The sequence below is a fragment of the Trueperaceae bacterium genome, from assembly GCA_002707365.1.
Classification (GTDB): domain Bacteria; phylum Deinococcota; class Deinococci; order Deinococcales; family Trueperaceae; genus UBA6957.
In genome coordinates this window covers 1-19,534 of sequence record PAMQ01000014.1, presented here as the reverse complement: position 1 = coordinate 19,534, position 19,534 = coordinate 1, and the positions used below count along the sequence as shown (strand labels likewise).

At 47.3% G+C, this 19,534-nt stretch carries 17 protein-coding genes; 7 read left to right on the top strand and 10 right to left on the bottom strand.

The genetic code is table 11. The annotated features are described in order from the left end of the window. Positions 1 to 511 precede the first annotated feature (511 nt). Positions 512 to 1,510: an EamA family transporter gene (locus CMO31_06240; protein ID MAZ53598.1), complete on the bottom strand. Its 999-nt coding sequence runs from the start codon at positions 1,508 to 1,510 to the stop codon at positions 512 to 514. 199 nt (positions 1,511 to 1,709) lie between these two features. Between CMO31_06240 and CMO31_06235 the strand changes: the two genes are divergently transcribed. Beyond that, positions 1,710 to 2,237 carry a hypothetical protein gene (locus tag CMO31_06235; GenBank protein ID MAZ53597.1) on the top strand — a complete coding sequence of 176 codons (528 nt, stop codon included), beginning with the start codon at positions 1,710 to 1,712 and terminating at the stop codon, positions 2,235 to 2,237. Positions 2,238 to 2,268: 31 nt separating this feature from the next. Here CMO31_06235 and CMO31_06230 read toward each other — a convergent pair whose 3' ends face one another. After that, positions 2,269 to 3,024, bottom strand: coding sequence for a 3-oxoacyl-ACP reductase (locus tag CMO31_06230; GenBank protein ID MAZ53596.1), 756 nt, complete (start codon positions 3,022 to 3,024; stop codon positions 2,269 to 2,271). A gap of 130 nt (positions 3,025 to 3,154) precedes the next feature. Beyond that, complete coding sequence (locus CMO31_06225) at positions 3,155 to 3,916, bottom strand: 2-deoxy-D-gluconate 3-dehydrogenase (protein MAZ53595.1); 762 nt, start codon at positions 3,914 to 3,916, stop codon at positions 3,155 to 3,157. 200 nt (positions 3,917 to 4,116) lie between these two features. Between CMO31_06225 and CMO31_06220 the strand changes: the two genes are divergently transcribed. The 3 genes from CMO31_06220 to CMO31_06210 all read left to right on the top strand — a co-directional run bounded on the left by CMO31_06220 (position 4,117) and on the right by CMO31_06210 (position 8,063). Then, positions 4,117 to 4,800 (top strand): Zn-dependent hydrolase, encoded by a 684-nt coding sequence (locus tag CMO31_06220; GenBank protein MAZ53594.1) that lies wholly within the window; start codon positions 4,117 to 4,119, stop codon positions 4,798 to 4,800. Between the two features lie 125 nt (positions 4,801 to 4,925). Then, positions 4,926 to 6,701 (top strand): ABC transporter, encoded by a 1,776-nt coding sequence (locus CMO31_06215; GenBank protein MAZ53593.1) that lies wholly within the window; start codon positions 4,926 to 4,928, stop codon positions 6,699 to 6,701. 258 nt (positions 6,702 to 6,959) lie between these two features. After that, positions 6,960 to 8,063, top strand: coding sequence for a zinc-binding dehydrogenase (locus CMO31_06210; protein MAZ53592.1), 1,104 nt, complete (start codon positions 6,960 to 6,962; stop codon positions 8,061 to 8,063). 36 nt (positions 8,064 to 8,099) lie between these two features. Here the strand turns inward: CMO31_06210 and CMO31_06205 are convergent, their stop codons facing one another. The 5 genes from CMO31_06205 to CMO31_06185 form a co-directional block, all read right to left on the bottom strand. Next, positions 8,100 to 8,993: a hypothetical protein gene (locus tag CMO31_06205; protein MAZ53591.1), complete on the bottom strand. Its 894-nt coding sequence runs from the start codon at positions 8,991 to 8,993 to the stop codon at positions 8,100 to 8,102. 207 nt (positions 8,994 to 9,200) lie between these two features. After that, entirely contained in the window at positions 9,201 to 10,034 is an 834-nt protein-coding gene (locus CMO31_06200) for an aminotransferase IV (GenBank protein ID MAZ53590.1), read from the bottom strand. 33 nt (positions 10,035 to 10,067) lie between these two features. Next, positions 10,068 to 11,240, bottom strand: coding sequence for a dihydrodipicolinate synthase family protein (locus CMO31_06195; GenBank protein ID MAZ53589.1), 1,173 nt, complete (start codon positions 11,238 to 11,240; stop codon positions 10,068 to 10,070). After that, entirely contained in the window at positions 11,237 to 12,385 is a 1,149-nt protein-coding gene (locus CMO31_06190) for an oxidoreductase (protein ID MAZ53588.1), read from the bottom strand. The genes CMO31_06195 and CMO31_06190 overlap by 4 nt, the downstream gene beginning before the upstream one ends. A 79-nt stretch (positions 12,386 to 12,464) precedes the next feature. Next, complete coding sequence (locus tag CMO31_06185; protein ID MAZ53587.1) at positions 12,465 to 14,216, bottom strand: multidrug ABC transporter ATP-binding protein; 1,752 nt, start codon at positions 14,214 to 14,216, stop codon at positions 12,465 to 12,467. A gap of 234 nt (positions 14,217 to 14,450) precedes the next feature. On the opposite strand from CMO31_06185, the gene CMO31_06180 reads away from it, so the two are divergent. Continuing rightward, complete coding sequence (locus CMO31_06180; protein ID MAZ53586.1) at positions 14,451 to 15,143, top strand: aquaporin; 693 nt, start codon at positions 14,451 to 14,453, stop codon at positions 15,141 to 15,143. A 230-nt stretch (positions 15,144 to 15,373) separates the two neighbouring features. After that, entirely contained in the window at positions 15,374 to 16,216 is an 843-nt protein-coding gene (locus tag CMO31_06175; GenBank protein ID MAZ53585.1) for a hypothetical protein, read from the top strand. Positions 16,217 to 16,316: 100 nt separating this feature from the next. Here CMO31_06175 and CMO31_06170 read toward each other — a convergent pair whose 3' ends face one another. Continuing rightward, positions 16,317 to 16,949 (bottom strand): hypothetical protein, encoded by a 633-nt coding sequence (locus CMO31_06170; protein MAZ53584.1) that lies wholly within the window; start codon positions 16,947 to 16,949, stop codon positions 16,317 to 16,319. A gap of 192 nt (positions 16,950 to 17,141) precedes the next feature. Between CMO31_06170 and CMO31_06165 the strand changes: the two genes are divergently transcribed. Continuing rightward, complete coding sequence (locus tag CMO31_06165) at positions 17,142 to 18,641, top strand: alpha-N-arabinofuranosidase (protein MAZ53583.1); 1,500 nt, start codon at positions 17,142 to 17,144, stop codon at positions 18,639 to 18,641. Between the two features lie 140 nt (positions 18,642 to 18,781). On the opposite strand, the gene CMO31_06160 is transcribed toward CMO31_06165, so the two are convergent. Continuing rightward, complete coding sequence (locus CMO31_06160) at positions 18,782 to 19,528, bottom strand: ABC transporter ATP-binding protein (protein MAZ53582.1); 747 nt, start codon at positions 19,526 to 19,528, stop codon at positions 18,782 to 18,784. Positions 19,529 to 19,534 lie beyond the last annotated feature (6 nt).

Sequence of the window (19,534 nt, the reverse complement as noted above, 5' to 3'; positions counted from 1 at the left end):
TATGATAATTTTGGGGATTTCAGTATCGTTATATAAAATATTTAGTATGCGGTAGATCCTAGAATATCCCCGAATCAAATAATTGCTGAAGGAGAAGCGTGCCAGTATCAGTAATAATCTTTTGGATTGTAATGGGCCTGATCGTGGCAATAATTGCGAATAGCCGCGGTAGGAATGTAGTTAATTGGTTCCTTTACGCACTACTAATATGGCCCGTCGCTCTCGCACACGTTCTTGTTTCAAAACCACTCTTAACAAACGATAGGAAGAAATGCCCTCACTGTGCAGAAATCATTTTGGTTGACGCAAATGTTTGTCGTTACTGTGGTCGGGACGTATGGGGTCAAAGACAACTAAACGAATAAACCCTAGCTTTCGTATAGATTACAACCTGCTACTAACGACCAACGAACCACATTATTTGCACTCAACCCCGTAGCACGCGATCACGAAGTTCGAACATTCAGTAGATTATCGAACACTTTCCCAATATAAATTACTCTTAGTACCGTCAAGTTTTTTCGTCGATATAATTTCGTCGTGGCATTAGTGCGCCAAACCAAACTCCACCTAGAACCAGCAAACCACCGATAATGAATAACCAAGTTATTTGTTCACCAGCCAATACATTAGCTATAACAACAGTTACAAGTGGTATCAGGACCATGCTGTAAGAGGTGGCAGATGCTGTCCAGCGTTTTAACACGTAAAGGTAAAGAAGGAAACCTAAGACTGATGTTCCGACCGCTAAGTAAATAAGAATCCACCACATACCTGCTGTACTTGGCAGCACCCAAGTCTCACCAGCTATTATCGAAACTACGGCGATCATTACGGTACCAACAGTTGCGGCTATAGTGCTCACCGCTAACGGATTTAACTGAGCAAACGGCTTCATTACTACTCCTGCCTCAGCCATACATACTGCAGCAAGTAGTAAAGCTAGGAGCCTTACTACTGACACGTCACCACTAACGGTACCGCCGTACGCAATAGCTACACCACCAGCCGCCAAAAACGCACCGATTACACTGCGTCGGTTGAGAGTTTCGAGGCGATGAAAAAAAGCGAAAAACAACGTTAATAAGGGCACTACTGAAACAATGATCGAATGCAAACTAGCCGGTATTGTCTCGAGACTCCAATACATCAATGAACTGGCCCCGCCCACACCGAGAACACCAAAAAGTAGGGATGTGAGCAGTGCTCGACCGTGGGGTATTTTACCCTTGAAGAGCGCCAGCAAGACCCACAAAATTATTGTCGCTGCACCGAACCTTAAAGTTGCCCCCCAGAAGGTAGGTAACTCCACATAACTAAATCGAACCGCTACCGAAACACCACCATTAATAACTACGACAGCAACGAAAGCTGCGAACGTAAGAGTTAATAATGATCGGAAGCCGGACCAATGCTTAAATACAGCCAACTTTAAGGTTCCCTTCTTCGCTAGATAAAGAGACAATACCCAGCTTTCTTCCGGATAAGGAACTCTCACTGTGCCCAGCAAAATCCTTATTTCCTTTTCAAAATAATCAGGTACTCACACAAGCCCTAATGATGACGCCGAAAAGATAGACTCGGCGACTGCTACCGTAACAGAAATCAATCAACTTCACCATTAAGGCCTGTCGTAACGTCCAACCATTAAATAATAATTGTCATTCAACCTGCTGTGTTAATAGCTGTATCGGCGTTATGTTCCAACCATGACTAACTCGAGATTATTGACTGTTGTGATCGTCTTGTTCAGTCTCGTATTAACTGCATTGGGGTGGGCGCATCAACCACGTTTTTACGAGGGTGTCGGACCGTTCGAAGTAGAGGATCCCACTATTTCGAAGGCATACTACATGACAATTTATAATGGAGAGATCCACACCTTTATTATCCCAGCCCTTGAGCGTACAATTCCTGTCCAAGTACTTGTACTAGACGATGAGCTAGGCCGCTCACTTGAAATGTTTGCTACAGCAACTTGCAATGCTGAAAAGAAACAACTATCCCGAGTGGATCAACCCTTTTATGAGCCATACTCCAAAATTGAGCATCGCTACCGTGTGGTTGATGCCATCGGACCAACTGATGGACCATGTGTTATAGAAATAGAAGAGCTCGCTAAGCGGGCAGGACCGTACGTTTTCTCAGTAGGCGACGAAGAACGATTTGGAATAAATGACATTCTAGGTATGGTTAATTTGGGCCGAAAACTTAACGCTTGGAAAGCTGGCCCTTAGAAGAGAAAGTTATCAATCCTGAGGCTGACGATTAACCCCTTCCGATGTAGGGCATTGTGGTTGCCATCACTGTCACGAACTGGACGTTGGCATTCAATGGGAGGCTCGCCATGTGAACAATTGTATTAGCTACGTTATCTACGTCCATTACAGGTTCAGCTCGAACGGCTCCATCAGCCTGGGCAACACCTGCTGACATCCTCTCCGTCATTTCACTTTTGGCATTACCAATATCTATTTGACCACACGCAATATCGTACTGACGGCCGTCAAGCGAAGTAGATCGGGTAAGCCCAGTTATAGCGTGCTTTGTAGACGTATATGGTGCCGAGTTAGGACGAGGTACATGAGCAGAAATAGAACCATTATTAATGATTCGACCGCCTTGTGGCTCCTGGTCTTTCATAATTCGAAACGCTTCTTGGGTACACAGAAAAGGGCCAGTTAAATTAATGTCAACAACTGTTTGCCACTGTTCAAGAGTAAGCTCGTCTATGGACACGGGAGGCGCACCCACGCCTGCATTATTGAAAAGGAGGTCAAGGCGACCAAAAGCTTCAATAGTCTTCCTAAATAGCGCCTGCACAGAATGAATGTCACGCACATCCGTAGGAACAATCAGAACGCTAGCTCCAACGGGAGCCGACGCAGAAGTTGCCTCCAATGCATCCCTCCTCCGGCCAGCTAGAGTCACAGAGTAACCAACTTCCATCAACGCAACAGCCGTAGCCCTACCAATTCCACTTCCTGCTCCAGTTACGATGGCAACTTTCTTGTTTGACACCATATCGACCTCTCCTTAGTCCTTAAAATTAATCCTCAACCGAGAATGTTAATTTCCAATACCTAACTAACAACCTGCCCTTTAACAATGTCGATTTGACGCTAAATTGCATAAGAAGACTAGCCAGGAAAACTCAAAGTAGGCTCGCAGAAAACCCGCCGTCAACCGGGATAACCGCTCCAGTGATGAAATCTGAAGCAGCGCTGCTAAGGAACACCGCTAACCCCTGAAAATCGTCGATATGGCCCCATCGATCTGCTGGAGTTCTCGCGAGAACCTTATCACTGACACCTTCTACCTGGGCCCTGAGTCCCTGCGTTAGTGGGGTATCAACCCATCCAGGCAAAAAACAGTTAACTTGGATGTCATCCTTCGCCCAAGCTGTCGCTAAACTCTTGGAGAGCTGGACCACACCACCTTTGGAGGCTGCATATGCTGGCCCCCAAGGTGAACCGAATAGTGACAACATCGACCCATTATTCAGGATCTTGCCGCCACCAGCCTTCTTCATTGCAGGATACACAGCTTTGCTGCACAGAAAAATGCTATCTAAGTTAACGGAGATCACTTGGTGCCACTCGTCTGCCTCAAGTTCTTCCGGAGCCTTACGAATGTTACTACCTGCGTTATTGACAAGTACATCTATACGGCCACATTCAGTCACGACGGCATTGACCATATCTTCAATGGAAGAAAGGGATGTAACATCGCATGGTACAGCTAACGCAGAGCCACCCATATCTTGCAACTCTTTTACAACCTCTGCAGAACGATCTTGATCCCGCGCTACAATTGCTACGTTAGCACCAGCTCCAGCCAGGCCACGTGCAATTCCCCGACCAATCCCACTATTCCCGCCAGTTACAATCGCCACCTTGCCAGTAAGATCAAACATCAGCTCCTCCTCAACTTCTGCCACTTCGCATAGCAGAGTTTTCATCAACGATGGTACCCTGCCAGACCGCCAAAGAAGTAAGACAGCGAAAATACTAGAGGCTACAAAATTAATAACAGCTGGTCCATTATGCAGAGACAACTGCATCTCAGACCGGCTAGGATGTGCCGGTAGACAATATATCTTGATTTAAAGGAGACATCTTGCGCATTACTTGGTACGGCCACGCAAGCTTCGGTATCGAGTCGGAATCTGGCATCCGCCTCGTTACTGACCCGTACGACCCGAATAGATCGGGCTATCGATCATTCCCTGAGCAGGCTGACATCGTTATTAAGTCGAGTTCTTCTGACGACGGTCACAACAACGACCATTTAGTTCCGAAAAAAAATGGTAGCAGAGTTGTTGATGCTTTAGAAATAGCTGTTAGCGGAAAAACTGCTACTAGCCACGGCGTTACGTTCAGAGCTATCGAAGCTATGGAACACGAACATCACCGCGATCACAACCCTGACCAAAATGCAATGTATCGATTCTCAATCGATGGGTTAGAAGTTGTACACATGGGTGACATGGGTAACCGTTTATCAAGTTCCCAGTTGGATTTCTTACGCGGGGCCGATATACTCTTGGCTCTTGCGGGGGGCTTTCCGGGTATTGAACTCCATGAATTAAAGATGACAATCGATGAAACAAAACCTCGGATCGTTATTCCCATGCACTTCCGTACTCTTCGTTATAAGTTTAGAAACATGCACTGGATCCCCGAATTTCTAAAGTACTTCTCCAACGATTCAATCGATTTCGCTTTTTCTTGCGAGGCAAAAATAAGCAAACAGGACCTGCCCTTTGATACCCGCGTACTTGTTCTTGACTACTTTTAGCTGAGTGATGCTACACCTAAAACTCTTGATGACAAAGGCATTTAGGTCTGTCGTTTTTGAAGAAACTACAGCCTGCTTCTCCCTACGGTCACCGGCATGCTTCCCATTCAGGTTAGCCTAGGGTTATGCAACCTGCCCTTCCTCTCTTAAGACTGTGGCGCTACGCTGGACGTCACCGTCCACGTATTGTCTGGGCCACAACATTTTCGGTCCTTAATAAACTATTTGACCTTGCTCCGCCCTTACTTATTGGAATCGCTGTGGACGTGGTTGTTGAGCGGCAGGAATCGATTCTCTCTCGAATTTTTGGCATAAATGCTCCTATTTCACAGCTGTGGGTATTAGCAGGGTTAACTCTCTTTGTTTGGGGCATGGAATCCCTAACCGAATATATTGCACAATTACAATGGCGTAATCTAGCTCAATCACTACAACACGACCTTCGACTTGAAACGTATGATCACGTCCAACACCTCGAACTTGCGTACTTTGAAGACAGCAGCACAGGTGGTCTAATGGCAATCCTCAACGATGACGTTAACCAGTTAGAACGCTTCCTCGATGTCGGCGCGGCTGACATCATAATGATGATCACCACAATGACAGCTTTAGCCTTTTTCTTTTTTGCGACGGCACCCGAAGTCGCTTGGATGGCGTTCTTACCAATCCCAGTAATCATTTGGGGATCACTTATATTCCAGGGATTAATGGCTCCAAAATACCGAGCAGTTCGTGACCAGGTTGGACTTCTTAACGGACAACTTGGTAACAATCTTGCAGGAATAGCAACAATCAAGAGTTTCACCGCCGAGAATATTGAGGTGGAACGAATCCGCCGTGAAAGCAATACTTACCGCGAGCATAATCGCCGCGCAATAATCCTTTCTTCAGCATTTATCCCACTCATTCGTATTGTTATTGTTCTTGGATTCGCCGCTACCTTGGTTTATGGCGGCATACGGACTCTTGAGGGAACCATGCTAGTAGGAATCTACAGCACCCTAGTTTTCATGACCCAAAGACTACTATGGCCTTTAACAAATTTAGGCAGGACCTTTGATCTTTATCAACGCGCAATGGCCTCCACGCGCCGTATTTTCGAGCTTCTTGACACACCACGTGGAATGGATGACGGAATTAAATCATTAGCGCTCAATAAGGTTCGTGGTGACCTCAGATTAGATAAAGTTTCGTTCCAATATAGCCAGGGCACACCAGTCCTTAATTCACTTAACCTAAATTTCCCTGCCGGTCATAATTGCGCCATCGTAGGAGCTACGGGTGCTGGGAAAAGTACCGTCATTAAACTCCTACTTCGTTTTTACGATACAACTCAAGGCACGATTACGATTGACGGCCACAATTTGCGGGACCTACGAATGAGGGACATTCGTCGAGCAATAGGCCTAGTCAGTCAAGACGTGTTCCTTTTCCACGGTACCGTAAGGGAAAACATTGCCTACGGTCAGCCGGGTGCCAGTGACGCAGCAATTCAGAGCGCAGCTGAAGTAGCTGAAGCTCACACGTTCATTTCAGAACTACCCCAAGATTACGCTACCGTCATTGGGGAACGAGGACAGAAGTTGTCTGGAGGACAGCGCCAACGCCTCTCTATCGCCCGAGCCGTTCTAAAGGACCCGCCAATTCTAATACTTGACGAAGCCACAAGTTCGGTCGATAACGAGACTGAGGCGGCTATCCAACGATCAATCGAACGCTTAGCTGTCGGGCGTACTAACGTTGTTATTGCTCATCGTCTTTCAACGGTTCGCAATGCCGACCTAATTTATGTCCTAGAACAAGGTAAATTAGTAGAGTCGGGTAAACACGAAGAATTACTAGAGTACGGTGGTGCCTACGCAGCACTATGGCGAGTACAAACCGGCGAACGTACTAGATAAACTTAAGCCTGAGGTCGTATTAAAACTTCTTAAACCCTCACGCATGAGACGAAGAGTTAATTCAACCACCAATAGTCTTTCATCGATTCAGGGAGCACATTGGGCACACGTAGTCTAAGAAATATCGAGACAATTACGTAGAGGGATTAATCATCAATTTCGGGCTTTAATACATGGTACGTAGACTAACTGAATCGAGTATTGTGTTTTTAACGCCAGAAACACTAATTGCACCAACACCGATCGGGGAGGTCCTAAATGAAAGCTGCAGTCTGCTACGAACATGATCAGCCACTAGTGGTTGAGGAGGTTACGCTCCAGGCCCCACAGCGAGGTGAAGTGCGGGTGAGAATGCGGGCGACTGCTATCTGCCACAGCGACATTCACCTCTTGCGAGGAGACTGGCGTAGATTGTTGCCAGTCGTGGCTGGTCATGAGGCGGCCGGCATTGTGGAGGAAGTTGGCGAGGACGTCACAATCGTCAATCCAGGAGACCATGTGGTGGCTTCTCTACTCCGATCGTGTGGACGCTGCTTCTACTGCACCACTGGATCTTCTCATATTTGCGAGGCTGAGTTCGCGCTTCAGAAGGAGCAGCGGATTCACTCTCTCTCTGGCGACCCCATTTATCAGGGGATATACACCGGTGCTTTTGCGGAGGAAATTGTCGTTGACCAGTCCCAGTTGGTACCAATCCCAAAGGAGGTCCCGTTCGAAAGCGCAGCGTTGGTGGCCTGCGGAGTTATCACTGGCTTTGGCGCAGTCGTAAACACCGCGAAGGTGCCAGCACATAGCTCGGTCGTGATCATCGGCGCTGGGGGAGTTGGCCTTAATGCTGTCCAAGGTGCGGTTCAATCGGGTGCCCACCCAATAATTACTATCGATCTGATTGAAAGTAAATTAGAAGCGTCCCATTCTTTCGGCGCAACTCACAGTTTCAATGCAGCCTCCCAAACCAATCTTGCCGAGGCCATCCGTGAACTTACATCAGGTCGAGGGGCTGATTATGTTTTTGTGACGGTCGGTAGTACCACAGCTCTCGAACAGGGTTTGACTTTAACCCGACGGGACGGGACCCTCGTGATTGTCGGCATTCCGCCTACCGAGGCCACTGCCGAAATAAAAATGGCTAGCCTTGTTCAGGGTGCGGGTTCCTATGGGGGACCAACGAGAATTCTGGGAAGCTTCATGGGTTCGACTCGACTTAGTGTCGACGTTCCGAAACTAGTAGATTTATACCAGCAGGGGGGTTTAATGTTAGATGAATTAATCTCCGGTCAGTATCCGCTGGAGAAAATAAATGAAGCTATTGAGGTTGTAGAGAGCGGTTCAGTGCTACGTAATGTGATTACCTTCGATTAAATCAATTGGGGGGAAGTCTGCGCAGTTTATTACCCTTTAGCTGACAAAAAATAGGACTACGGGGAGTGTAACCAGAGCAATAAGAGTAGCTACTAGGATAGTGCTACTAGCGCCCTCAGCGTCACCCCCGAATTCCAGGGACAAGATCAAGATGTTCACGGCTGGCGGCATTGCGCCGAGTAGGGTTAATACTGTTAGGTCGAGACCTCGGACGCCAATCAACCAACCAGCTGCGTAAGCCACAACCGGCCCTACGAGCATCTTGAACAGCGATGCAACCCAGGTACGGGTGGAAGGGAGGTGAAGTCCAGTCTTATACACCTGTAATCCTAAAACTAGCAGCACAAGCGGGATAGCAGCATCGGATAGCAGATTCATGCCTCTCCATAAGCCTATTGGTATTTGAGTTGGGAGTACGCTCAACAGAATTCCTACTGGTACTGCCCATAGGACCGGCAATTTCGCTAGCCGAATCAGCATCTCGGGTGAAGCGCCGGCTCGGCCAACCAACACCAGTGGGCACACTGCAAACATTAAGAACTGCATCAAAAGAAATAAGAGTAAGGCGCGCTCGAGACCCAAGGGCCCAAGCGCGAATAGGGAAACTGGCAGCATAAGATTAGCAGCGTTACCAAACATGGATGTAGCGACGAAGCCGCTTCTAATGGTCGGCTCGGCCCGTGAAGCTAGTAAACGTGCCAGTAGAAACATAATGATCATGGCGAGTACAGCACCGCCATAGAGACGCGCAACGCTGGTTAATACTATCTCCGCATTAATCAGTGAAGTGAGCACTAGTGCCGGCGTTGCAGCGTGAAGAGCAAGCCGATTGACNATTGAAATCCCACTACCCAAAAAAGGACCAAGGGCAATTCCTACAGCCACTACTAAAAAAGTGGGGAGGACGCTGGTGAGAAAAATCTCTAGCACCCTTTAACCTCGCCCCACTCCTGCATTACTCAAGATCACAACCTTGGGAGTATACCGTAGAGCTATAGCCCGAAAATCACAGTGTTCTATTAGTCGCGTTTTACGTTGATGCACCAGCTACCATATGAGTCTTGTCCCATATATTTTGTTAGCGGCTAGAAATTCCGGTAAATGCNGTGCCAACGCGACCCCTAATCATTTGGTGATTTAGCTTTGCAGATACCGTTGAAGCCAGCTCTCAAAGAGTCTCCCAACCTGAGCTGTTATCGGACCGGGCTGACCGTTACCCACGATTCGATCATCTAAACGTACTATCGGTAGTGCACCTTTAGTGGTACTCGTCAGGAAAACCTCTTGAGCGCCGTAAAGTTCAGTTAAAGTGACGTCACGTATTTCCACCTCAATCTGACTTTCCAGGGCACGCAGTACGTTCTTCCGTGTCACCCCAGCAAGGATGTCCTGCCCGGGCGTTACCACCTTACTATTTTCGTTAACAACGAAAAGATTAGACCGCGTTGCCTCTAGGGCCCGATCCCCGTCATGGTAGAGCGCGTCCACTGCACCTGCTTCACGCATTGAGTTACCCAGATGGACTGCCATTAGGTAATTAGTGGTTTTTGCTTCTGGTAGATCTCGCAAGTACTGCCAGGTAATTAGCTTTGCCCCCTGTTGGTATTGAGTAGGATCTCGGTCTGGCATTGGGGTGAAGTAAACATATAGCTGCGGCGATACAGGGGTAAAGCCATCTTCCGCCGGCCCACCGGTCAGGAAGAGTTGAAGTCCGGCCTCGGCTGCTACGTTAAGGTCTGCGAGCTCCAGTAGATGAGCCTGAAAGTCATCACGGTTGAGTTGAAGTTCGAGCCCTAGAATCCGGGCAGAATTCTCGAATCGATCTAGGTGGTCCTCCATGAAGAGCGGTCGGCCNTTTATAACTCTCAAGTAGTCGAAGGCCGCGTAACTACGGCGAAAACCAATATCCGACAAATGCAAAACGGCTTCAGTTCGAGACACAATCTTTCCATTAATCCCGTGAAAGTTCATATCTTAAATACTAATCTGCCGAGGGGGCTGCCGTCATCCCGTTTCCGTTTGTTGATCAATAATCGACTGCATTCGATTCGCGGCTAGGTCAGGATTACTTAACAAACCAGCCTTGTCAGCCAATTGAAATACCTGGATAAGGTGCCTTAAAGAGCGGCGTCTTTCAATACCCCCAATGAGACGGAAGTGCTCTTGATGACCATTTAGGTAGGCAAGGAAAACCAAGCCTGTCTTGTAGTAATACGTTGGTGCTTCAAAAATCCGGTGAGCTAGAGGAACTGTGGGATTAAGGATATCATCATAGGCCCTTTCATTCCCCTCCTGGAGAGCAGAAACAGCGGCCGCGACAGCTGGGCCGATTACATCCAGAATGCCGAGGAGAGCGTGACTGTATCCTTCNGAGTCCCCCTTGATAAGACTCGGGTAATTGAAATCGTCTCCAGTAAACATCTTTACATCGGCAGGAAGCTGGCGCCGCATAATGATTTCCTTGTTAGCATCTAGAAGGGACATTTTCATCCCCTCGATTTTTGCCTGATCATTCTCGATTATTGACAGCATAACTGCCATAGCCTCTTCCCATTCGTGTGAACCCCAATACCCAGCAAGCTTTGGGTCGAACATCTCACCTAGCCAGTGCAGTATGACTGGGCTTGAAACCTGATTTAGGACACGACTGTAAACTTTTAGGTAATCGTCACCAGTTCGAGCGGTAGCGGCTAAAGCACGGCTAGCCATCAGTATGACTCGGCCTCCACGCTCTTCAATAAAAGCGCACTGTTCTTCATACGCNTCAGTAATGCGATCAAGGGAATGCAGTTCTTCTTCGGGCAGCTGATCAGTTCCAGCACCACATGCAATCATGCCACCGACGGATCTAGCTTCAATTAACGAGTAATTAATCAGGTCTTTAGTTGCTGTCCAATCTAATCCCATTCCACGCTGAGCGGTATCCATCGCTTCGGCTACCCCAAGACCATAAGACCACAGATGGTGGCGATATCTAAGGGTTGCATCCCAGTCAAGCTTTACTGGGGCATTGGGTGTGTTTGCAGCATTCGGATCGGCAACCACGTGCACAGCGGCATACAACACACGGTCAGTAATCGGCGTCAAACCAGGTGCATACTGTAATGGCTTCCCGAGTATGTAGGGTTGCAGAGTTCCTTTGAGGCCTGGCAAGTTAACAGTCACATCGTTTCTCATGAGGTCAGGTCCGGCACTTCAATCCAGCGTCGTTCGCGCCAGGATTCTAATCCGAGCTCTGCGAGTTGTATTCCCTTCNCTCCTTCCAGCAACGTATGTGGGAACGGTTCGGAGGTAACAACATGCCGAAGAAAATACTCCCATTGCACTCGAAAGGCATTTTGGAAAACCTGGTTGTCTGGGACTTCTTGCCAATTGCTGAAGAAATCGATCGGGTTTGCCACGTCCGGATTCCACACTGGTTTTGGTGTTGCGCTCCTATGTTGAACTTTGCAGTCGCGAAGTCCTGCTACTGCACTTCCTTCAGTACCATCGACTTGCAGGGAGAACAACTCATCGCGATAAACTCGTGTGCACCACGAAGAATTTATTTGAGCTATAATCCCGCCCTCAAGCTCGAACATTGCGTAAGCGGCATCATCAGCCGTTGCTTCGTATTGTTCTCCCTGTTCATCCCAGCGTTTCGCAATGTGGTTGGCCCCTAAACAAGAAACTGCCTGGACATTACCGAAAACATTGTCCAGAACGTAACGCCAATGGCAGAGCATATCGATAATGATTCCCCCACCATCGCTATCACGATAGTTCCAACTAGGCCTTTGTGCTTCCTGCCAATCGCCTTCGAAAACCCAGTATCCGAATTCGCCCCTTACACTGAGAATACGACCAAAGAAATCACCTTTAACGAGTCGTTTGAGCTTTATCAGGCCAGGCAAAAACAGTTTGTCCTGAACCACTCCATTCTTCACACCAGCTTTATCAGCTAGTCTGGCCAGCTGAAGGGCGTCACACACCGTACTAGCAACCGGCTTCTCTACGTAAATGTGTTTCCCAGCAGCAATCGCTTTCCGGACNCTATCTACTCTATGTTGAGTAACGACACTATCAAAATAGATCATGTCGTCTGGATTAGCCAAGCAAGCATCTAGCTCTGTACTCCAACGGGTTATACCTGTCTCTCGCGCTAACGCTTCCACCTTACTAGCATTACGACCCAAAAGAATTGGGTCAGGTATTAAAACATCTCCACTCGGAAGAGGAATACCACCTTCGTCACGAATAGCGAGGATAGACCTTAGTAAGTGCTGGTTTTTACCCATACGACCAGTCACACCGTTCATGATGATGCCAATTCTGCGTTCCATACTACTTTGATTGTATGGCGGATTCTTCTAACTGTCGATCCTGTGTTTCTACTGTACTCAGTATGACCAAAGCAATCCTTTAATTTATTGCGTGGCTGTAGAGGTTTTGATAAACCCCAGTGCGTCCCAAGAGTTGTGCATGCGTACCAGAGTCAACGACTCTACCGTGTTCTAAAACAAGAATCTGATTGGCTCCTTGGATGGTTGTTAATCGGTGGGCAATGATAAATGTAGTTCGGCCAATCATGAGTTTCTCTAAGGCTGCCTGAATAAGACGTTCAGACTCGGTATCTAGCGATGAAGTTGCCTCATCGAGTATGAGAATCTTTGGGTCTTTAAGGAAAGCTCGTGCAATGGTAATTCGTTGCCTCTGTCCACCTGAGAGAAGCGCCCCTCCCTCACCTACTTCTGTTTCAAAGCCTTTAGGAAGTGCCCGAATAAAGTCCAAAGAATTAGCAGCCTCACAGGCAGAGATAACATCGCGGTTACTCGCTCGCGGACGACCATAAAGAATGTTCTCTCTAATAGTTCCACTAAACAGAATTGGAGTCTGTAAAACAAGTCCAATGTTCTGCCGTAAGGATTGCATGGTCACGCTTCGGACATCCTGACCATCTATACGCACGAAACCTTTCCGCACATCGTAGAAGCGAGGAATGAGGCTTACTAGAGTACTCTTACCCGAACCACTGGGCCCAACTAAAGCAACCTTTTTGCCCGGTTCGACATTGAAAGATACATTCTGAAGAACCGGATCCTCATCATTGTTGTATGAGAACGTGAGTTGGTCAAATTCGACATGACCACGTACATCTTGTAAGGGTTTTGACCCAGGTCGATCCCGGATTTCAGGCTGCTCATCAATAATTTCGAACACCCGATCCAGAGCTGCAAGGGCGTTCGATAACACCACGTTTAACTCTGAGAATCTCTGAAGTGGGACGTAAAGTGGCCCGAGATATAGACCCACTGCGACTAACTCTCCAACAGTAAGACCACCGTTGATTACACGAAGTCCGCCGTAAAGGATCACGATAAGCGGGGCAATCTGGGTTAGCGCTCCGGTTACGGACATGTTTGCAGCCTGGTAACGGATTCTCCTCATGGCTGTGGAAAACAACCGTTCTGAATCGTCGTAGAAGTTTTCTTCTTCTCTTTTCTCCTGAGTAAAAGCATGCACTACTGCGCTGCCTGCAATTTTCTCCTGTACGTTGCCGGACATGGTAGCTAGTTCTTCTTGAACCCGGTGGGTAGAAGCTTTTATTTCACGCTTAAATTTCCGGAACAAAACTACATACAGTGGGAATGTAACGACGGCAACCATAGTTAATACAGGATCTATCCTTATGAGGAAATAAAGCACTACTACTAATGCCGCAAAATCCATCCAAATATTGGTCAGAGCTGTACCAACGAGGTTCTGTACAAGTTCAATGTCGGATATTAGTCTCGAGACGATTCCGCCCGAGCGATTACGAGTGAAGAAGGACGCTGACATTCGTAAAATACGGTAGAAGAGCTCGATCCTTAAATCAAAAACGGATCTATATCCTGCTTTACCCGCGAAATAAGATCTGAAGAAGGTTGCTGGAGCCCAAATGAATATGAAAAGTGCTATTAGGCCTGCGACATATAAAAGAAGTTGATTTATTTGAGCCTGTGCACTCAATGTTTCACTGAGAAAAACATCATCGACTAAATGACGGATGAGCTGAGGAACTAACAACGGTACGGTAAATTTGACAATTCCACCTACTGCTGCCAACGCTACAAAGTATTTGTAAGGGCTAACGTAACTGAGGAACCGAACGAAATTATTACGATTAGTCATGAATAAACAACACTTTAGGGAGCCACCGTCCACATCAAAATCAGACCCGCAGTATAGACTTACTCCCCACCCCCCATGCGGTAAAATTTATCTCATTTTCTGCACCTCGAAAATTAATCAAGAATGGTGTTTAGTGTGAAGATTTACTTTAATTAAGCAATTATATGACTGCTATGATCCTCATAGAAGAACGCTCTCAGGTCTCATGGGCTGTTCAGGGAAGGGGCATTATATATGGATTCCAAAGCGACTCTAGCTGAATTAATCGGCACTTTCATTCTAGTTTTCGTAGGTACGTCTACTGCAGTCGTGGCAGGTTTAGGATTGCTGGGAAGCGGGGGGGTGCAGATCGTTGCGATTGCCTTCGCATTTGGTTTCACCTTGCTTGCCTTGGTGTACGCCATCGGTCCCATCTCAGGCTGTCACCTTAATCCAGCTGTAACGATTGCCATGTTATTAGCTGGGAAAATCAAAAGTAGCAATGCTGTCGCGTATATTGTCGCTCAGATTGCTGGTGGGATCCTAGCCAGCTTAGTTCTTCTTATTCTTGCTGGTGGCTTAACTGGTTACGATCGTCTCTCTGATGGTTTGGGAGCTAATGGCGTTGCGAGCTCTATAACAAGCTTAGGCGTGCTTGGCTTTGAGGTTGTAATGACTGCCATATTCCTGTTCGTAATTTTTCATGCCACTTCGGCTAAGGCTTCACCTGCTGGTGCCGGTTTAGCCATAGGCGGGTACTTGTTCGTGATTCATCTTATTGGTGCTCCCTTTGGTGGTGCATCTCTTAATCCTGCGCGGAGTATTGGGCCAGCACTCTTCCAGGGCGATGGTGCCCTTGGTTCCCTTTGGGTGTTCATTGTCGGGCCATTAATTGGTTGTTTGGTTGGGTTGCTGCTTTATAACTTGACTAAACCTAATGGCGAGTAACTTACGTTAATTTGACCTAAGTTACTTAACCGCGTATCGTGCCTCAAATCTAAGTTTTTCTTGATTGAGGCACGATTTTAGAATTACAACTATTGTTTTCTTTGAATCAGCCAGTAGTAGTTTTGCGTGACGAACGGTAACAAGTTTTTTATCACTATTTGTTAGTGACTATAGTTTTTCGTACATTGATTGGGGTACCGACTCATTAATAACCAACGTATGGAGGCGGCATGAGTGGTTCAATAAAGCTTGGTTACAGTACTTACGCAATGCAGGGTGANAATATTTACGAAGCGTTGNCACGTTTACGTAAGATCGGGTACCAGGCTGTGGAAATCATGGCTAGTGAAGGGTGGATGACGGCTCCAGATTTGCTTGATCAGCACGATCGTAATCGGTTAGCCGGAATTATTAGTGAACTAGAACTGGATCTCTCAGCCATCATGGCTTTTATGCCACTTTGTTCTGAGGGCAACGCTAGACTAACCATGCTACAAGAGTTCCGGGCCGTCTGTGAATTAGCTCGTGACCTCTGGTCAGGTGCGGGACCAGCTGTACTTAGCTCTCCGATCGGCGGACCTTTGCTTCCTTGGGAAAGCGCGAGGGAGAAAATTGTTACCGACCTGGTTGAACTAGCGGGCATAGCTCAGGATCACGGGGTGGTCCTGGCAGTTGAGCCTCACGTGAACCAAGTTTTAGACTCACCAGAAAAGGCTGCCTGGTTAATGAATAATACTAACCATCCGGCTCTTGGAATTAATTTTGATATAAGTCATTTTCATGTGTTTGGAATGGATCTTAGGCACTGTGTTGATCTTTGCCTTCCTCATGCAGTACACATTCACGTTAAGGATGGTTATCTTGACGAGAATGGTGGGGTGGTCTTTCAGTTGCCAGGAGACGGGAATCTTGACTTGAGGGAATACTTGCGTTTGTTAAACGCGGATGGAACACCCAGAACTGTGTCGTCTGAAGTAAGCGGCATGATCTGGAAACACCCTGACTACGATCCGTGGGCAGCAGCCAACAGTTCATTCCTAGCTTTAGCGAAAGCCCGAGAATCTTTACTTTAGTAACAGCTTCATTGGTCTAAAAAGTAAGTTCAATCATTCGAAACTGACAAAATCAGGTTCTCCTGCCAAGCATTAGGGTGTTATTGATGTTTGGGCGTAGTTAGTTAGAACTAACGCACCAGTTTAGGGTGTTACGTAACAATACTTGGTACGAGGGATGACTCCAAATATTTGGAAAATGACCAGGCACAAGAACACAAACACGACCCTCACCCTCACGCCTAGTCCAACCAGCTGGCTGAACACCATGCTCAGAAGAAGCTTCAAGGAAAAGATCAACATCAGGATCACTCATAGTCATCTGGTAATGCTCATCAAGCAACGTAAAACCAACACTATCAATCACCAAATCATGACCAACATGCGGTTCAACCGTAACAGGACACGGGGCTGGATGGCCCGCAAAAACCCCACCCATCAAACTACACAACGAAGGACACTCATCATACAAAGCCGTACCCGAATGCAAAACCAACAAACCATTGCCTTGACGCACATAATCAACAAAATCCTTACCGATCTCCTCCGTCGCCCAAGGTTCAGGATCCTCTTCCGTTCGTTGATTAGCCTTAGAAAAAACAATAAGCGGATAATCATCCATCTTGCTTCTAGACCAATCACCTGGATCCTCTAGAAACTCAAACTCAAAAGGACCACTACGAAGACCCAACAACCCATCCTGAGTTAAGGAAACCGGGTGCCATTTGTCACCACACAAAACCAGTACACGCATAAAAACTCCTTACAACACTCAATTGCACATCATGACAGCCAACACCACCCCACCACAAGCCACAAGGTAGGTTAGGCTGTGCAGTAAAATGTGGGTAGTGATCTACAACCTTGAGGCACTGCTAAGGTTTTATGAGGTATGTGTTGTGTTTATAAGGGATTAGTTAGGATTTAACTTTGGAGGGTGAGATTGGTGCTTGAAGCTCGTTTAACGATTCGGGAAAATGCTTCTACTTTGGTTTACGATCCCATGATTTTTGGGGGTTTCATTGAGCATTTTGGGCGTCAGATTTATGGGGGGTTGTTTGACCCTGGTTCACCTCTTTCGAATGAGAGTGGTTTCCGTTTAGATGTGTTGGAAGCATTAAGGGAATTGAAGGTTCCGATTGTACGGTGGCCGGGCGGTTGTTACGTTAGTGGTTATCACTGGGAAAATGGTGTTGGTAAGGATCGCTCTCCGACTGACGATATGGCTTGGGGGGTAGTCGAGCCTAATACTTTCGGAACTGATGAGTTTGTTGAGCTTTGTCGTCTTCTTGATTGGGAGCCTTACATTTGTAATAACGCGGGTAACGGAACGATCAAGGAGATGCGAGATTGGTTGGAATACTGTAACAGTGAAGATGGGCGGTTTGCCGAGTTACGTAAGGACGCTGGTAACGTCATTCCGCACGACATCCAAATCTGGAGTATTGGCAATGAGAATTGGGGTGAGTGGGAGATTGGTTATAAACCGATCGAGGAGTGGGCACCCTTTGTTCTTGAAGCTGCTAAGGCAATGAAGGAAGTTGATCCTGATGTTCGTTTGTCGGCTGCTTCAATGTCAACTCGAGAGTGGACCGTGCCGCTTTTGAAGGCTGCCGGTTCTTACTTGGATTTCATCTCTATCCATGGTTATTGGCGTGTTCATTCGGATGATCGTGATGTTTCTGATTATTTACCTTGCATCATGCAGTCAGGGGAACCTGAAGTGGTGATTAAGGAAACTATTGCTTCTCTTGAGGAAGCTGGTTACCGGGGCAAAATTAAGATTGCTTTTGACGAGTGGAATTTACGTGGTTGGCACCACCCTGGTTTCCCTAGGAAAGAAGTGCAGGATTATGGTGATCCTGAGGTAATTAAGCTGGTTGCGGCGCGCGAGCAGAACTTGATTGCTAGTCAGTACACCATGGCGGATGCTCTGTTTTCAGCTTCGTTCTTCAATTCTTGCCTCCGTCATGCCGATGACGTCACCATGGCTAACATCTCTCCTTTGGTGAACACGCGGGGACCGCTTTTTGTGCACCCAACTGGGGTTGTTAAGCGCACTCATTTTCATGCCCTTGCAATGTACGCCAATCAGCTTGAATCACGTGTTGTTGAAACTGATGTTACTTCCGATTTACTATCGCATGACTCTAAATCTATCCCTGTTCTCGATAGTGTCGTGACTGTTAACGACGTTGGTGATTCCTGGTCCATTGCGCTCGTGAATCGTCATCCTACTGAAAAAGTTTCGTGCAGTTTAGTTGTTGAGGGGAAAGTGCTTGATGGTAATTACGGAGCGACTATCCTTCGTGGGGACAGTGCTGATTCTTACAACGATGTTGAACAACCTGACCGAGTAACTCCAGAAGAAGTATCAGTGACCTGCGAGGAGGGTGTCGTTGAGCTTCAACCTCACTCCTTAACGATCTTAAGAGTAATTAATTAATCGCTACTGAGGGTTTCGGGATGCATGGACTAAACTTCGTGATTTTTCTGGGACACTACGCAGCAATACATTATTTTGATAGAGGAGTCTTTGGATACGGAGTGGTTCTTACCTACCGGCACATCTGATTTACTCTTTTACTACTCTTGGGCCACACGCCTTACAACCCGGCCGCCTGAACCTGCCACCAGCGTTCCTGTACCTGATTGTTCGGAGGCTTTCTGGGCGAGACTACGGTCGGGAGCTTCTACTTTTGCTTTGCCGGCGTCCGCTACGGAAAGGACAGAATCCTTAAGTAGCTGAGCGTAAGGGTGTTCAGGAGCTTCGAGGATCGTTTGGGCTGGGCCCATCTCCACGATGTAGCCCTTCTGCATGATGGCAAGGCGATCAGAAATGTAGTAAGCGGTTGCAAGGTCATGAGTAATGTAAAGAACGGTGACATTAAAGTTATCTCTTAAGTCACGTAAGAGGTTAACGATAGACATGCGTAGTGAAGCATCCACCATTGAAACTGGTTCATCAGCAATGAGAATCTCAGGGTTAGGTATTAATGCTCGGGCTATAGCTACGCGTTGCAACTGACCCCCGGACAGCTCGTGTCCGTATCGTCCTCGGATTTCCGCGAGGCTCAAACCAACCTTCTGGAGGGCCTCGTCCATTGCAGCGTCTACCTCATCGTCTTCTTTGGCGCCCAGTAGAACTCTAGCGCTAGCCTCAAGGTATCGATCTACGTGCTTTAGTGGGTTAAACGCCTCGAATGGGTTTTGGAAGACGGGTTGGACGTGCCGCATGAATTCGAGACGGGCTGCTCGGTTACGCTTACCACCGATCAGTTGGCCACCAAGTCGGAGTTCCCCTGAACTCGGTTCTTCAAGACCCAGGATCATGCGGGC

What these genes read in the sequence shown, in the direction of transcription:
- CMO31_06235 (MAZ53597.1), top strand. Translation starts at nt 1,710, where the DNA reads ATGACTAACTCGAGATTATTGACTGTTGTGATCGTCTTGTTCAGTCTC.
- CMO31_06230 (MAZ53596.1), bottom strand. Translation starts at nt 3,024, where the DNA reads ATGGTGTCAAACAAGAAAGTTGCCATCGTAACTGGAGCAGGAAGTGGA.
- CMO31_06225 (MAZ53595.1), bottom strand. Translation starts at nt 3,916, where the DNA reads ATGTTTGATCTTACTGGCAAGGTGGCGATTGTAACTGGCGGGAATAGT.
- CMO31_06215 (MAZ53593.1), top strand. Translation starts at nt 4,926, where the DNA reads ATGCAACCTGCCCTTCCTCTCTTAAGACTGTGGCGCTACGCTGGACGT.
- CMO31_06210 (MAZ53592.1), top strand. Translation starts at nt 6,960, where the DNA reads ATGAAAGCTGCAGTCTGCTACGAACATGATCAGCCACTAGTGGTTGAG.
- CMO31_06185 (MAZ53587.1), bottom strand. Translation starts at nt 14,216, where the DNA reads ATGACTAATCGTAATAATTTCGTTCGGTTCCTCAGTTACGTTAGCCCT.
- CMO31_06180 (MAZ53586.1), top strand. Translation starts at nt 14,451, where the DNA reads ATGGATTCCAAAGCGACTCTAGCTGAATTAATCGGCACTTTCATTCTA.
- CMO31_06170 (MAZ53584.1), bottom strand. Translation starts at nt 16,949, where the DNA reads ATGCGTGTACTGGTTTTGTGTGGTGACAAATGGCACCCGGTTTCCTTA.
- CMO31_06160 (MAZ53582.1), bottom strand. Translation starts at nt 19,528, where the DNA reads ATGATCCTGGGTCTTGAAGAACCGAGTTCAGGGGAACTCCGACTTGGT.